Raw genomic sequence first — 13,763 nt, 5'->3', positions numbered from 1 at the left:
GGGTGGCTCGCGCCGGGGCTTGCGGTGCCGTCTGCTGGAACAGCTGCACCGGGTCCTGCGGCAGGGCACGCTGGGTGTCCTTGGCGGCGGTCAGGTGGCGCATGTCCTGGTACTTCTCCTGGCTCAGGTCGGCCAGGCGGGTGCCGTCACGCACCACCCTGGGCCGCAGGAAGACCATCAGGTTGCGCTTGACGTTGACGTCCTTGCTGGAGCGGAACAGGCCGCCGACCAGCGGGACGTCGCCCAGCAGCGGCACCTTGCTTTCGCTGCGCGTCACGTCGTCCTGGATCAGGCCGCCGAGCACGATGACCTGGCCGTTGTCGGCCAGCACGGTGCTCTTGATCATGCGTTTGTTGGTGACCAGGTCGACCGCTCGCGAGGCCGCTCCGGTGCTGGGGGCGATGGAGGAGATCTCCTGCTCGATCACCAGGCGCAGGGTGCCGCCTTCGTTGATGTGCGGGGTGACCTTGAGGGTGACGCCGACATCCTTGCGCTCGATGGTGGTGAAGGGGTTGTTGGCCCCGGCCGCATCGGTGGTGTAGGAGCCGGTCTGGAAGGGCACGTTCTGGCCGACGAGGATCTCGGCCTGCTGGTTGTCGAGGGTGAGCAGGCTGGGGGTGGACAGCAGGTTGCTGTGGCCGCTGGCCGACAGCGCGGTGATCAGGGCGCCGAAATTGTCGTTGCCGATGCCGACGATGGCGCCGTCGGGCAGGTTGACCGGGGTCTTGGCTTCGATGGCGCCGAGCAGGGTGCCCACCGACAACCCGGTGTTGCTGAAGTTGGTGCCGCCGATGGGGCCGCTGTCGGAACGGCCGTCGATGGCCCACTGCACGCCGAGCGCTTCGCTGACGTCGCCGGACATCTCGACGATGGCGGCTTCCACCAGGACCTGGGCCCGGGGCACGTCGAGCTGCTGCACCAGCTCCTCCAGCTGGCTGACCATGTCGGGCTCGGCCATGAGGATGAGGGCGTTGAGCCCTTCGTCGGCGCGGATCAGCACCGGCGCCTGGGTGGTGGTGGGCGAGGTGGCGCCGCGCAGCTGCTCGGACAGGTCGCTGAGGGTCTTGGCCAGGTCCTTGGCATCGCCGTGGCGCAGGCGCACCACCCGGGTGTTGGCGGAGCGCACGGGCGCCGTGTCCAGCTGGCGGGCCATCTTCAGCAGGCGCTCGCGGGCTTCGGGCGGGCCCAGCAGCAGCAGGCGGTTGGTGCGCGGGTCGGCGATCACCTGGGCATTGCCGTTGCCGACGGCCTGACCCCGGCGCAGGCTTTCCTGGAGCATGGCGGCCACGTCCTTGGCCCAGGCGTGCTGCATGTCGTAGAACACGCTGTCGTCGGCGCCGGCCCGGTCGAGCTGGGTGATCAGGGTGATCAGCCGCTCGATGTTGGCGCGCTTGTCGCTGACGATCAGGGCGTTGCTGGAGGGGATGGCCGCCAGGTGGCCGTTCTGCGGCACCAGCGGGCGGATCATCGGCAGCAGCTCGTTGACCGGGGTCTGCTGCACCTGGATCAGGCGTGTCTCGAAGGTTTCCGGCCCGCTGCCGAGGGGGCTGTTGGCGACGCTGCGGCCTTCGATGTCGGGCACGATGCGCGCCTGGTTGCCCTGGGCGATCACGCTGTAGCCGTGGGTGCTCATCACCGAGAGGAACAGTTGGTAGACCTCGCTGAGGGTCAGCGGTGATTCGGAGATGACGGTGACCTGGCCCTTGACGCGCGGGTCGAGCACCAGCGTCTGGCCGCTGATGCCGGCCACCAGTTCGGTGAAGTCCTGGATGTCGGCATCGCGCATGTTGATGGTCCAACGCTCTTCGCTGCCGTCAGCGGACGGTTGCGCCATTGCCAGGGGGCAGAGCAGCAGGACGATCCAGGCGACATGACGGAGCCTGGTGCGCAGCGTCAGCAGCAGGTAGCGCGCCACCAGGCGCAGTGACGGGAATACGGGTGTGGCACGAGGCATCTGGAAAGCTCGACAGACATCCGCGCATCCATGCGCCTTGCTGGTTTTCTCTGGAGGGCCCTACCCGGGGCCGAAGGACTGGCGAGAATAAGTAAAGTTGCACGCATGTACTAAAAATCCGCTTGCAACTGTGGGCGGTTTCACACTGTTTATCCTGACCATTCGGTCATGGGCGACTGGTTGGCAGATTCAGGAAAATCCCGGGCGTTGCCCTGCGATGACGCCCTGTTTCCTGATGGATCAACCCGCCCTGCAGCGACGCTGGCGCTGATCCGCGCCCATGAAAAAGCCCGGCGCGGGGGCCGGGCTTCTTCATGGAGCGGGGAGGCTTACTTCACTTCCACCGCCAGGCTTTCGGCGATCTTCCTGTTCCAGATCGCAGGGCCTGTGATGTGCACCGACTCGCCCTTGGTGTCGACCGCGACGGTCACGGGCATGTCCTTCACTTCGAACTCGTAGATCGCTTCCATGCCCAGTTCGGCGAAGGCCAGCACCTTGGACTTCTTGATCGCCTGGGCCACCAGGTAGGCGGCGCCGCCGACGGCCATCAGGTACACGGCCTTGTTGTCCTTGATCGCGTCGATGGCGATGGGGCCGCGCTCGGACTTGCCGATCATGCCCAGCAGGCCGGTCTGCTCGAGGATCTGGCGGGTGAACTTGTCCATGCGGGTGGCGGTGGTGGGGCCTGCCGGGCCGACCACTTCGTCACCGACCGGATCGACCGGGCCGACGTAATAGATGAAGCGACCCTTGAGGTCCACCGGCAGCTGTTCGCCCTTGTTGAGCATGTCGACCATGCGCTTGTGCGCGGCGTCGCGGCCGGTGAGCATCTTGCCGTTGAGCAGGACGGTCTCGCCCGGCTTCCAGCTCTGCACGTCTTCCGGGGTCAGGGTGTCGAGGTCGACGCGGCGCGCGGAGGGGCCGGCTTCCCAGACGATCTCCGGGTAGGCGTCCAGCGGCGGCGCTTCCAGTTCGGCCGGGCCGGAGCCGTCGAGCACGAAGTGGGCGTGACGGGTGGCGGCGCAGTTGGGGATCATGCACACCGGCAGGGAGGCTGCGTGGGTCGGGTAATCCATGATCTTCACGTCGAGCACGGTGGTCAGGCCGCCCAGGCCCTGGGCGCCGATGCCCAGCTGGTTGACCTTCTCGAACAGCTCCAGGCGCATCTCCTCGATCCTGTTCTGCGGGCCACGGGCCTTCAGCTCATGGATGTCGATGGACTCCATCAGCACTTCCTTGGCCATCACCGCGGCTTTCTCGGCGGTACCGCCGATGCCGATGCCGAGCATGCCCGGCGGGCACCAGCCGGCGCCCATGGTGGGAACGGTCTTGAGCACCCAGTCGACGATGGAGTCGGAGGGGTTGAGCATCGCCATCTTCGACTTGTTCTCGGAGCCGCCGCCCTTGGCCGCGACGTCCACTTCCACGGTGTTGCCGGGGACGATGGAGTAGTGGATGACCGCCGGGGTGTTGTCCTTGGTGTTCTTACGGGCGCCCGCCGGGTCGGCCAGGATGGAGGCGCGCAGCACGTTCTCCGGCAGGTTGTAGGCGCGACGCACCCCTTCGTTGATCATGTCGTCGACGCTCATGGTGGCGCCATCCCAGCGCACGTCCATGCCGACACGCACGAAAACGGTGACGATGCCGGTGTCCTGGCAGATCGGGCGGTGACCGGTGGCGCACATGCGCGAGTTGATCAGGATCTGCGCCATCGAGTCGCGCGCGGCGGGCGACTCCTCGCGCAGGTATGCCTCGTGCATGGCCTGGATGAAGTCGACGGGGTGGTAATAGGAAATGAACTGCAGTGCGTCGGCGACGCTCTGTATCAGGTCGTCCTGCTTGATCACGGTCATGGGGCGCGCTCCTCTTGAATTCGGGAACATCGGGAAGCGCCGGACCACGACCCGGCGCGCATTGGATTGGGGGTGAAAATGGCGCGGAAGTATACCGCGTGCTCAAGCGCGGGCACACCCGCCGACAGTCGACCTTGGTCGCTGACCGCCCCTCACGCGTCCCCTAGGTTTTTTGTGATCACGGGCGTAGAGTGGCGGCATGGTGCCACTACGGGATGGAGCCCATGAGCACAGCGAGTCAACGGGTCACCCATCGTGCGTTGCAAAGCCTGCTGCTGAAACGCTTCGGCATGGCCGCTTGCACCTATGCGCTGGCGCTCTGCCTGTTCTGGATAGCCGTCCTGGGGGACCTGTACCAGGCCTCCTTCGCCAGTGCACTGGTCGCCTGCGGGCTGATCGTGCTCTCGCAACTGGCCTTCCTGTTCATTTTCCTCAGCGGCCGCAACCTGGCCTTTCGCGATCCCAGCCTGACCGAGGCGCAGGTCCTGGTGGCCCTCGCCTGGCATACCTTGCTGCTGTCCGACCTGGAGGGCGCCCGGGGCGCACTCCTGGTGGTCTATGTGCTGATCATGCTGTTCGGCGTGTTCCAGCTGCAGCCGCGGGTTTTCGTACGGTGCTCTGCCATCGGCTTCTTCGCCTTCACCGGGCTCAACCTGTGGGAGGCGTACCAGATGCGCCTCGCCGAACCGGCCCTGGCGGTGCTGCAGGTGTGCGCGCTGTTCGTGGTGCTGGGCTGGCTGGCGCTGTTCGCCAGCTACGTGCAGGCCCTGCGCCAGCGCATGCGCCAGCGGCGCTTCGCCCTGCAGGCGCACCAGGACACGCTGCGCGGCATGATGCGCCAGCTCGAAGACCTGGTCGCCACCGACGAGCTGACCGGGCTGTTCAACCGCCGTCACTTCCTGCGCCTGGCCACCCGTGAGCTGGAAGCCCTGGCGCCCGGCCGCCAGCACGGCCTGGCGCTGATCGACCTCGACCACTTCAAGCGCATCAACGACATCCACGGCCATGCCGCCGGCGACCGCGTGCTGCAGACCTTCGCCGCCGTGGCGCGGGCCTGCCTGCGCGATGGCGACATCCTGGCGCGCTACGGGGGGGAGGAGTTCGTCCTGCTGTTGCCCAACTGCGATGCCGATCGCCTCACCGCCTGCTGCGAGCGCCTGCGCGAGGCCTTCGCCTCCGCCGATCCGGTGGGTGTCGAGGTGGACGGGCTGAGCCTGTCGGCCGGCATGACGCTGCTGGCGGTGAGCGACGAGCTCGATGATGCGCTGCAGCGCGCCGATCAGGCACTCTATCGGGCCAAACGTGGCGGGCGGAACCGCTGCGATGCCGCCTGGGAGGAGCAGGGTGCCTGAAATCGAGGTCGCGGGAAGACGCTGGACCGTACCACCGTCCAGCAACCTGCTGGACCAGCTCAACGCCGCAGGATGCAAGATCCCCTTCAGTTGCCGGGCCGGCAGTTGCCATGCCTGCCTGGTGCGCTGCCTGGCCGGCGAGCCGCTCGACGCGCGGCCCGAGGCGCTCGACCCCGAGCGCCGCGCCGAAGGCTGGCGCCTGGCCTGCCAGTGCCGGGTGGTGACGGACCTGGTGGTGGAGGCGTTCGACCCGCAGCGTGATGGCCTGCCGGCCGAGGTGGTGGCGCTGGACTGGCTGGGCGAGGTCGCGCGCCTGCGCCTGCGGCCCCAGCGCCCCGTGCGCTACAGCCCCGGGCAGCACCTGCTGCTGTGGAACGCCGAGGGGGTCGCCCGGCCCTATTCGCTGGCCAGCGTGCCGGGCGAGGAGCCCTGGTTGGAGTTCCACATCGACTGCCGCCAGCCCGGCGCCTTCGCCGATGCGCTGCGGCCGTTGCAGGTCGGCGCCACCCTGCGCCTGGGCGAGCTGCGCGGTGGCGCGCTGCACTACGACCCGGACTGGGATGGCCGGCCACTGCTGATCCTCGCTGCGGGCACCGGCCTGGCGCCGCTCTGGGGCATCCTCCGCGAGGCCTTGCGCCAGCATCACCAGGGCGCGATCCGCCTCATTCACCTGGCCCATGACCCGGCCGGGCATTACCTCGCCGAACCCCTGCGGGCGCTGGCCGGGCGCCACGACAACCTGCGGGTCGAGCTGACCACCACGGCGCAGCTGCAAGGTGTTTTGGCCGATCTCCGGCTTGTTTCGCGCCAGACCGTCGCCTTACTCTGCGGCAGCCCCGCCAGCGTCGAAGACTTCGCGCGCCGCCTCTATCTGGCCGGTTTGCCGCGCAATCAACTGCTGGCCGACGTATTCCTGAGCCGCTCCTTCTGAGGCGGCCACCGCCGAGGAGCCACCATGAGCGAGCACATCCACCTGGAACGTGACCAGGGCCTGCTGACCCTCCGCATGCAGCGTGCGGACAAGATGAACGCCCTGACCCGCGCCATGTACGGCGCCATGGCCGATGCCCTGGACGCGGCTGGCGAGGATCGCAGCGTGCGCGCGGTACTGATCACCGGCAGCGAGACCTGCTTCACCAGCGGCAACGATGTCGCCGATTTCATCCAGGCACCGCCCTCGGGGCTGGACAGCGAAGTGTTCCGCTTCATGAAGGCGCTATTCGATTTCGCCAAGCCGGTGGTGGCGGCGGTGAGCGGCCCGGCGGTGGGCATCGGCACCACGCTGCTGCTGCATTGCGACCTGGTCTATGTGGCCCGCGACGCCAAGCTGAAGATGCCCTTCGTCAACCTCGGGCTGTGCCCGGAGTTCGGTTCCAGCCTGATCCTGCCGCGCATGCTCGGCCATGCCCGCGCCGCACAGTTGCTGCTGCTCGGCGAAGCCTTCACCGGTGAGCAGGCGGCGGCCTGGGGCATCGCCAACGAGGCGCTGGACGATGGTGCCGCGACCCTGGCCCGTGCCCGCGAGATGGCCCAGCGCTTCGAGCAGCTGGCACCTTCTGCCGTGGCGGTGAGCAAGCGCCTGATGCGCGAGCCGGGCCGCGAGGAATTGCGCCAGGTGATCATGGAGGAGGGCGAGCTGTTCGGTCAGCGCCTGCGCACCCCCGAGGCGATCGAAGCGCTCTCGGCCTTCATGCAGCGCCGCAAGCCGGATTTCTCAAGGTTCGCCTGAGGCTCGCACGCGGGTCTCGCCCGGCCCACAGCGCTCCGGCAACCGCAGGATGGGGCGGGCGGCGTTCCGCGAGCTCCGCGCAACCCATCGATAAGGCGGGTCAGGCACGCACAGGTGCCACGCTCGACTCCGCTTGGTGGAGGTAAAAAGCGACCTCCACCCTACATGTCGGTCATGCTCTGCTCGAATGAAAAAGGCCGCTCGATGAGCGGCCTTTCCATTTACTGCGGATGCCTCACACCAGCGGGTCGCCGACGTGGAGGATCTTCATGGTGTTGGTGCCGCCGACGGTGTGATAGCTGTCGCCCTTGGTGAGGATGACCCAGTCGCCCTGCTGCACGATGCCGCGCTTGAGCAACTCGTCCACGGCGGCCTGGCTGACCTTGTCGGCCGGCAGCGCGGCCGGGTCGAAGGGCACGGTCTGCACGCCGCGGAAGAGGGCGACGCGAGCCTGGGTGGCGCGGTGGGGGGAGAAGGCGAAGATCGGCACCGAGGAGCGGATGCGCGACATGATCAGCGGGCTGTAGCCACTCTCGGTGAGGCAGATGATGGCCTTCACGCCCGGGAAGTGGTTGGCGGTGTACATGGTCGCCAGGGCCACGCTCTCGTCGCAGCGGCTGAAGGTGTGCCCCAGGCGGTGGCTGGATTTCTGGCTGGTGGGGTGCTTCTCGGCACCGACGCAGACGCGGGCCATGGCCTGCACCGCTTCCACCGGGTATTCGCCGGCGGCGCTCTCGGCGGAGAGCATCACGGCGTCCGTGTAGTCCAGCGCGGCGTTGGCTACGTCGGAGACTTCGGCGCGGGTCGGCATGGGGCTGTGGATCATCGATTCCATCATCTGGGTCGCGGTGATCACGGCTTTGTTGTAGCGACGGGCGTGCAGGATGATCTTCTTCTGGATGCCCACCAGCTCGGCGTCGCCGATCTCCACGCCCAGGTCGCCACGGGCCACCATCACGGCGTCGCTGGCGCGGATCAGGCCGTCCAGGGCTTCGTCGTCGGCCACGGCTTCGGCGCGTTCGATCTTGGCCACCAGCCAGGCGCTGCCACCGGCTTCGTCGCGCAGGCGGCGGGCCAGTTCCATGTCGGCGGCGTCACGGGGGAAGGAGACGGCCAGGTAGTCCAGGTCCATCTCGGCGGCCAGCTTGATGTCGGCCTTGTCCTTGGCGGTCAGGGCCGGGGCGGTGAGGCCGCCGCCGCGACGGTTGATGCCCTTGTGGTCGGACAGCGGGCCGCCGATCAGCACGGTGCAGTGCAGTTCATCGGCGGTGGTGGCGTCGACGCGCATGACCACGCGGCCATCGTCCAGCAGCAGTTCGTCGCCGACGCCGCAGTCCTTGATCAGGTCCGGGTAGTCGATGCCCACCACGTCCTGGTTGCCGGCGTCACGCGGGTGGGTGACGGAGAAGCGGAACTTGTCGCCGGCTTCCAGCTCGATGCGCTTGCCTTCGAACTTGGCGATACGGATCTTCGGGCCTTGCAGGTCGCCGAGCAGGGCCACGAAGCGGCCGTGCTTGGCCGCCAGCTCGCGGACCAGGCGCGCGCGCGCCTTGTGCTCGTCGGGGGTGCCGTGGGAGAAGTTCAGGCGGGCGACGTCGATACCGGCGAGGATCAGCTGTTCCAGCACCTCGGGCGAGTTGCTGGCTGGGCCGAGGGTGGCGACTATCTTGGTGCGGCGAAGGGACATGCGAAGGCTCCATTTTTCAAGCAGAGCCCGAGGCTACACCGCTGGCAACCTGTAGTCATTGTTCCTCTTCACTACCCTTTGCGGGGGTCATTGCACGCCCGGATTCAAGGCCTGGTCCAGGTGCCGCGCGGCGTTCTCGGCCTGCTCGGCATCGGGGAACTCGGCGAGCAGGCGGCGCAGGTAGCCGATGGCGCGGCCCCGGTCGGCCCGGGGGTTGGCCGGTGCGAGGTTCATCAGCGCCATCTGGTACAGCGAGCGGGCCTTGATGTCGGGCTGCACGTGGGCGTCGCCCAGGGCCAGGGAGTAGAGCTGCTCGGCTTCGTCGACGCGGTCCTTGAGCACGGCGCGGCGCGAGAGCAGGGTCATGTCCGGGTCGAGGTCGCTGCGGTAGAGGTCGAGGTTCTGGCTGGGCTTCCAGTCCGCCAGCAACTCGCGGGCGGTCTTCTGCACCGGCTCGTCGGCGCGCTGGCGGATCATCAGGATGCGTGCTTCGGCCCGCTCGGCGGCGCGGGTGCCGGGGAATTCGTTGGTGATCTGGTAGAAGCGGTTGAGCGCCTTGGTGTCGTCGCGCTGGTCGTTGTAGCGGCTCATGTAGATCAGGCCGATCTGGTAGAGCGAGATGGCGCGCACCTCGGCGCTGAACTGGTGGTCCTCGTAGCCGGTCAGGTAGAGCTTCTCGGCCTCGGCGCTGGTGCCGTCGCGGATGGCCATGGCGCTGTAGGTGAGCAGATCGCCGTCTTCCTCCACGGCCGCAGCCATGCGGTTGTTCTTCATCACCTTGTATTCCACCGCTTCGTTGGTGGTCACCTGGGCGATGAACAGAGGCGTGGTGGGGGAGCAGGCGGCGAGCAGCAGGAGGGCGCTCAGGAGGGCAGGGCGGACGGGCTGCATGGGGGCTCCGATGGCGGTGTTTCGGCGAGTCTAGCAGCGGCTCGGCCGGGGCCGCGGGGGCGTGGCGCAAGTCCCATCGGAGGATGTGCCCGGGTCTCTGCCGGATGGCGTTGCAGAAATATCCGACAGCGCCGATATACTCGCCAACGGAGGAACTACCCATGCGCACGCTGATCATCCTGGCCCTGCTCGCCGGCCTCACCGGCTGCACCCGCTGGTCACTCGACCACCACCTGAACAATGCCTACCACGCCTACGACGAGGGCGACTGCGACACGGTCATGCTCGAGCTGTCCCAGGCCGAGCGCAAGAGCCGCTCGCGGGCCTATATGCAGCCGGAGATCTCCCTGCTGCGCGGCCAGTGCCTGGAGCGCCAGAGCCTGTTCGTGGACGCCGCGCAGACCTACCACTTCATCATCGGCCGCTACCCCACCAGCGAGTACGCCTACCGCGCCCGGGCGCGGCTGGAGACCCTGGAGAAGCTGGGCCAGATCAGCGGCGCCGCGCCCGCCAAGGCCAGCCCGGCCGCGCTCTGACCGATGTTTCGACCGTCGGTCGTGGCTCGCTTGAGTGGCTTCGTGCCAGCGCTAAGCTTTGCCTTTGTTTCAGGGAGGGGTGCCATGCGTCGCCTGCTTTTGCTGGTCGTCCTGCTGCCGGGGCTGGCCAGCGCGGAGATCTATCGCTGGACCGACGCCAGTGGCAAGGTCCATTTCAGCGAGCGTCCCCAGGCCGGCGCCCAGCAGGTCCAGGTCAAGCCGCAGGTGGTGGAACGTGACGAGGCCACCCGCGAGCGCGAGCAACGCACCGAGCAGTTCTTCGATGCCCGCCGCCAGGAGCAGGCCGAGGCCCAGCGCAAGGCGGCGGACGCACGCAACCAGCGTCAACAGCAATGCGGCAAGCTGCGCAGCGATCTCGCGCGGCTTCGCGAAGGTGCCTCTTTCTACCGTCTCGACGAGAAGGGTGAGCGTCAGTACTACAGCGACGGCGAGATCGATGCCGCCCGTCGCCAATTGACCGCGGAGATCAGCCAGCACTGCGGTTAATAGTTGGTTCGAGTGCAGTAGTGAGGCCATACTGAACGGCCATCAATAGCGATTCGCCATCATGCGTAGCCAGCGCCGAATAGAACGCCATCAGTTGCCCTACTACCTGAAGGTATTCAACCGCATCACCGACAAACCCATGGGCTATCTGGGCAACGTTTCCCTCGACGGCCTGATGCTCATCAGCCAACTGCCGATGCTGGTAGGGGCCCGTTTCGACATGCGCCTGAAGATCCCGGGGCATGACGGCCAGCAGCATTTCATCGACTTCTATGCGACCTGCCAGTGGAGCCGGGAAGACGTCAACCCGGGGAACTTCGACTCTGGCTTCGCCCTGGTGGCACCGCCGCCGGAATACGTGGAGATGGTCGAGGCGCTGCGCCACTACTTCAGCTTTCGTCCCCTCGCCGCGTCGGCGTAGCCGTATCCGGCGTTAGCCGCTGCGCCTCAGGCGCGGCGGCTGGCGTTTGAATTGGTGCTGGAGGATTTGAGCTCAGCTGATTGCCGAGTTCTGCTGATGCTTTTGGTTTCGCCCACCCGGGCGAGTCCCTTTTCCAATCGTTGAAAAGGAACCAAAAAACTCGCCCCCGACATACGGGTCTGGCTGGCGCCAGACTCCCCTCGCTCCATCATCGTTCCAGGGGCACGCGCTGACGGGCCATCCCTGGCCCGACATCGCTCTCGCGACATCCATGTCGCTCAACCCCTTCCACAACGATTGCGCTCGGCCTCCTGAAAGGGGGCATTTGGCGGCTGCTCCAACATCGGCGCACGTCGGCCCAGATGTTGTGCGCATCAGTACGTAGGATGGGTAGAGCGAAGCGAAACCCATCATGGCGGCCAAGCCGCCACGTGGTTCCGGTTTCTTGCTCGGGCATTGACTCCCGTAGCCCGGGCTTCAGCCCGGGAATCAAGCATACGGGTACGGTTGTGCCCCGATGGGGTTAGAGCACGCCGGCCTTCTTCCAGGCCAGGTAGCGCCCCACCAGTTCGGGGCCGAGTTCGCCGGGGCGGCAATCCAGCACCGGGACGTCGTGGGCGGCGAGGCGCTCGTGCAGGCTGGCGCGGGCGTTGAGGTAGTCCACCGTGCCGCAGTAGGACAGCGCCTGCTCGAAGCCTTGCACCGGTTCGTGGCGCAGGGCGTCCAGCACTTCTTCGCGCAGGCTGGCGATCAGTACCCGGTGGTGGCGACCGAGGCGCTTGACCGCCGCCAGCAGCTCCTCGTCGTCCTCGTCGCGCAGGTTGGTCACCAGGACCACCAGGGCGCGGCGGCGCTGGCGGGCCAGCAGGGCGTCGATGGCGGCGCCGAAGTCGGCCGGGCGCTGGGTGCTCTCGAGGTCGTAGACGGCGTTGAGCAGTACGCTCAACTGGGCCGGGCCCTTGACCGGTGCGAGGTAGCGCTGCTGGTCGCCGGCGAAGGTGCTGAGGCCGACCGCATCGCCCTGGCGCAGGGCCACGTAGCTGAGCAGCAGGCTGGCGTTGAGGGCGTGGTCGAAGTGCGAGAGGTCGCCATCCTGGCTGCGCATGCGACGGCCGCAGTCGAGCATGAAGACGATCTGCTGGTCGCGTTCGTCCTGGTACTCGCGGGCGATGGGCGTGCGCTTGCGCGCGGTGGCCTTCCAGTCGATCTGGCGCAGGGTGTCGCCGTCGCGGAACTCACGCAGCTGGTGGAACTCCAGGCCCAGGCCACGGCGCGGGCGCTGGCGCACGCCGAGCTGGCTGAGCCAGTCGTCCACCGCCATCAGCTGGGCGCCATAGAGGCGGGCGAAGTCGGGGTAGACGCGGGTCTCGCCCGGCAGGTCGAGGTAGCGCCGCTGGCCCCACAGGCCCAGCGGGCTGGGCAGTTCCACCTCGCACAGGGGGAAGGCGAAGCGGCCGCGCTTGAGCGGGCGCACGCGATAGCCGAACTCGGTGACCTCGCCCGGGTGCAGGGCAACGGACTGGGGCAGGAACTCGGTGTCCATCCCCGCCGGCACATGGTCGTAGACCTTGAGCTGCAAGGCGCGGGTGAAGGCGTGGTGCACGCGCAGGCGCACCTCGCCCCAGCGGCCCAGGGACAGGTTGCCCGGCAACTGGCGCTCCAGCGCGGGCGAAGGCAGGCGGCGCAGCCACAGCGCATCGAGCACGGCGAGCAGGGCGAGGGCGCAGAGCAGCCCCCACCAGAGCAGGCGCAGCTGGTCCGGCAGCTTGCTGCCGAGGGCATGCAGGGTGCCCAGCACCAGCGCCACGGCCAGCAGGCCGGCGATCAGGCCGAGCAGGATGCGCGATGGTTTCATAGACGCGGCGCCGGCACCTGTTCCAGCAGCTGTTGCAGGACCTGGTCCACGGACTGGCCTTCGATATCCAGTTCCGGCGAGAGGCGCACGCGGTGGCGCAGCACGGCCAGGGCGCAGCTCTTCACGTCATCGGGCAGCACGAAGTCGCCGCCACGCAGCAGGGCGCGGGCGCGACCGCCACGGACCAGGGCGATGGAGGCGCGCGGGCCGGCACCCAGGGCCAGGCCCGGCCAGGTGCGGGTGGCTCGGGCCAGGCGCACGGCATAGTCGAGCACCTGGTCGTCCATCGGCAGCTCGCTGGCGATGCGTTGCAGGGCCTGGACGTCCTTGGCCTGCAGCAGGGTGCGCAGCGGCGCGACTTCCAGCATGTCGGCGCGGGCGGAGCGGGTCACCTGGCGGACCAGGGCGATTTCCTCCCCGGCCTCGGGGTAGTCCATGCGCAGCTTGAGCATGAAGCGGTCGAGCTCGGCTTCCGGCAGCGGGTAGGTGCCTTCCTGCTCGATGGGGTTCTGGGTGGCCATCACCAGGAAGGGCAGGGGCACCGGCAGGGCGCGGCCTTCGAGGGTCACCTGGCGCTCCTGCATCACTTCCAGCAGTGCGGCCTGGGTCTTGGCCGGGGCGCGGTTGATCTCGTCCGCCAGCAGCAGGTTGGTGAACACCGGGCCCTTGCGCAGCTTGAACTGCTCGCTCTGCATGTCGTACACGGCGTGGCCGGTGACGTCGCTGGGCATCAGGTCGGGGGTGAACTGGATGCGCGAGAACTCGCCGCCGAAGCAACGTGCCAGGGCACGCACCAGCAGGGTCTTGCCCAGGCCCGGCACGCCTTCGACCAGCACGTGGCCGGCGGCGATCAGGGCGGTGAGCACATCGTCGATGACGGCGGTCTGGCCGACCACGGCCTTCTGCAGTTCCTGGCGCAGGGCCTGGGCCAGCTGGCTGGCGCGCTGGCGCTGGCTGCTGGCGGCCGAGGGGGCGGCG

12 protein-coding genes are annotated in these 13,763 nt (G+C 67.9%); 6 read left to right on the top strand and 6 right to left on the bottom strand.

What is annotated here, in order from left to right:
• Together gspD and DMX10_RS30290 are read right to left on the bottom strand one after the other, a co-directional pair.
• Positions 1-1,954: type II secretion system secretin GspD (gene gspD / locus DMX10_RS30295; RefSeq protein ID WP_158545640.1), on the bottom strand; the 1,954-nt coding region annotated here is incomplete at its 3' end.
• 329 nt (positions 1,955-2,283) lie between these two features.
• Positions 2,284-3,807: a fumarate hydratase gene (locus DMX10_RS30290; protein ID WP_111264574.1), complete on the bottom strand. Its 1,524-nt coding sequence runs from the start codon at positions 3,805-3,807 to the stop codon at positions 2,284-2,286.
• A gap of 224 nt (positions 3,808-4,031) precedes the next feature.
• Between DMX10_RS30290 and DMX10_RS30285 the strand changes: the two genes are divergently transcribed.
• The 3 genes from DMX10_RS30285 to DMX10_RS30275 are packed head-to-tail and all read left to right on the top strand — an operon-like array spanning position 4,032 to position 6,888.
• On the top strand, positions 4,032-5,159 hold the full coding sequence (locus tag DMX10_RS30285; protein ID WP_111264573.1) for a diguanylate cyclase: 1,128 nt from the start codon (positions 4,032-4,034) through the stop codon (positions 5,157-5,159).
• On the top strand, positions 5,152-6,090 hold the full coding sequence (locus DMX10_RS30280; RefSeq protein WP_111264572.1) for an iron-sulfur-binding ferredoxin reductase: 939 nt from the start codon (positions 5,152-5,154) through the stop codon (positions 6,088-6,090). The genes DMX10_RS30285 and DMX10_RS30280 overlap by 8 nt, the downstream gene beginning before the upstream one ends.
• A gap of 24 nt (positions 6,091-6,114) precedes the next feature.
• Positions 6,115-6,888, top strand: coding sequence for an enoyl-CoA hydratase (locus DMX10_RS30275; protein WP_111264571.1), 774 nt, complete (start codon positions 6,115-6,117; stop codon positions 6,886-6,888).
• Between the two features lie 235 nt (positions 6,889-7,123).
• On the opposite strand, the gene pyk is transcribed toward DMX10_RS30275, so the two are convergent.
• Together pyk and DMX10_RS30265 are read right to left on the bottom strand one after the other, a co-directional pair.
• Positions 7,124-8,575 (bottom strand): pyruvate kinase, encoded by a 1,452-nt coding sequence (gene pyk, locus DMX10_RS30270; protein ID WP_111264570.1) that lies wholly within the window; start codon positions 8,573-8,575, stop codon positions 7,124-7,126.
• Positions 8,576-8,662: 87 nt separating this feature from the next.
• Entirely contained in the window at positions 8,663-9,466 is an 804-nt protein-coding gene (locus tag DMX10_RS30265) for an outer membrane assembly lipoprotein YfiO (RefSeq protein WP_111264569.1), read from the bottom strand.
• 161 nt (positions 9,467-9,627) lie between these two features.
• Here DMX10_RS30265 and DMX10_RS30260 point away from each other — a divergent pair, with 161 nt between their 5' ends.
• From DMX10_RS30260 to DMX10_RS30250, 3 genes are all read left to right on the top strand, one after another.
• Positions 9,628-10,002: a tol-pal system YbgF family protein gene (locus DMX10_RS30260; RefSeq protein ID WP_111264568.1), complete on the top strand. Its 375-nt coding sequence runs from the start codon at positions 9,628-9,630 to the stop codon at positions 10,000-10,002.
• Positions 10,003-10,086: 84 nt separating this feature from the next.
• Positions 10,087-10,509: a DUF4124 domain-containing protein gene (locus DMX10_RS30255; protein ID WP_111264567.1), complete on the top strand. Its 423-nt coding sequence runs from the start codon at positions 10,087-10,089 to the stop codon at positions 10,507-10,509.
• A gap of 61 nt (positions 10,510-10,570) precedes the next feature.
• Positions 10,571-10,930 (top strand): PilZ domain-containing protein, encoded by a 360-nt coding sequence (locus tag DMX10_RS30250; RefSeq protein WP_111264566.1) that lies wholly within the window; start codon positions 10,571-10,573, stop codon positions 10,928-10,930.
• A gap of 523 nt (positions 10,931-11,453) precedes the next feature.
• Here the strand turns inward: DMX10_RS30250 and DMX10_RS30245 are convergent.
• Together DMX10_RS30245 and DMX10_RS30240 are read right to left on the bottom strand one after the other, a co-directional pair.
• Positions 11,454-12,785 (bottom strand): DUF58 domain-containing protein, encoded by a 1,332-nt coding sequence (locus DMX10_RS30245; protein ID WP_111264565.1) that lies wholly within the window; start codon positions 12,783-12,785, stop codon positions 11,454-11,456.
• Complete coding sequence (locus tag DMX10_RS30240) at positions 12,782-13,717, bottom strand: AAA family ATPase (RefSeq protein WP_371921740.1); 936 nt, start codon at positions 13,715-13,717, stop codon at positions 12,782-12,784. The genes DMX10_RS30245 and DMX10_RS30240 overlap by 4 nt, the downstream gene beginning before the upstream one ends.
• Between the last annotated feature and the right edge of the window lie 46 nt (positions 13,718-13,763).

Source organism: Pseudomonas sp. 57B-090624, assembly GCF_003234055.1.
Taxonomy (GTDB): Bacteria; Pseudomonadota; Gammaproteobacteria; order Pseudomonadales; family Pseudomonadaceae; genus Metapseudomonas; species Metapseudomonas tohonis.
This window is presented reverse-complemented; position numbering and strand designations above follow the sequence as displayed.

Coding starts and splice junctions, on each gene's coding strand:
- DMX10_RS30290 (WP_111264574.1), bottom strand. CDS start 3,807: ATGACCGTGATCAAGCAGGACGACCTGATACAGAGCGTCGCCGACGCA.
- DMX10_RS30285 (WP_111264573.1), top strand. CDS start 4,032: ATGAGCACAGCGAGTCAACGGGTCACCCATCGTGCGTTGCAAAGCCTG.
- DMX10_RS30275 (WP_111264571.1), top strand. CDS start 6,115: ATGAGCGAGCACATCCACCTGGAACGTGACCAGGGCCTGCTGACCCTC.
- pyk (WP_111264570.1), bottom strand. CDS start 8,575: ATGTCCCTTCGCCGCACCAAGATAGTCGCCACCCTCGGCCCAGCCAGC.
- DMX10_RS30265 (WP_111264569.1), bottom strand. CDS start 9,466: ATGCAGCCCGTCCGCCCTGCCCTCCTGAGCGCCCTCCTGCTGCTCGCC.
- DMX10_RS30260 (WP_111264568.1), top strand. CDS start 9,628: ATGCGCACGCTGATCATCCTGGCCCTGCTCGCCGGCCTCACCGGCTGC.
- DMX10_RS30255 (WP_111264567.1), top strand. CDS start 10,087: ATGCGTCGCCTGCTTTTGCTGGTCGTCCTGCTGCCGGGGCTGGCCAGC.
- DMX10_RS30250 (WP_111264566.1), top strand. CDS start 10,571: ATGCGTAGCCAGCGCCGAATAGAACGCCATCAGTTGCCCTACTACCTG.
- DMX10_RS30245 (WP_111264565.1), bottom strand. CDS start 12,785: ATGAAACCATCGCGCATCCTGCTCGGCCTGATCGCCGGCCTGCTGGCC.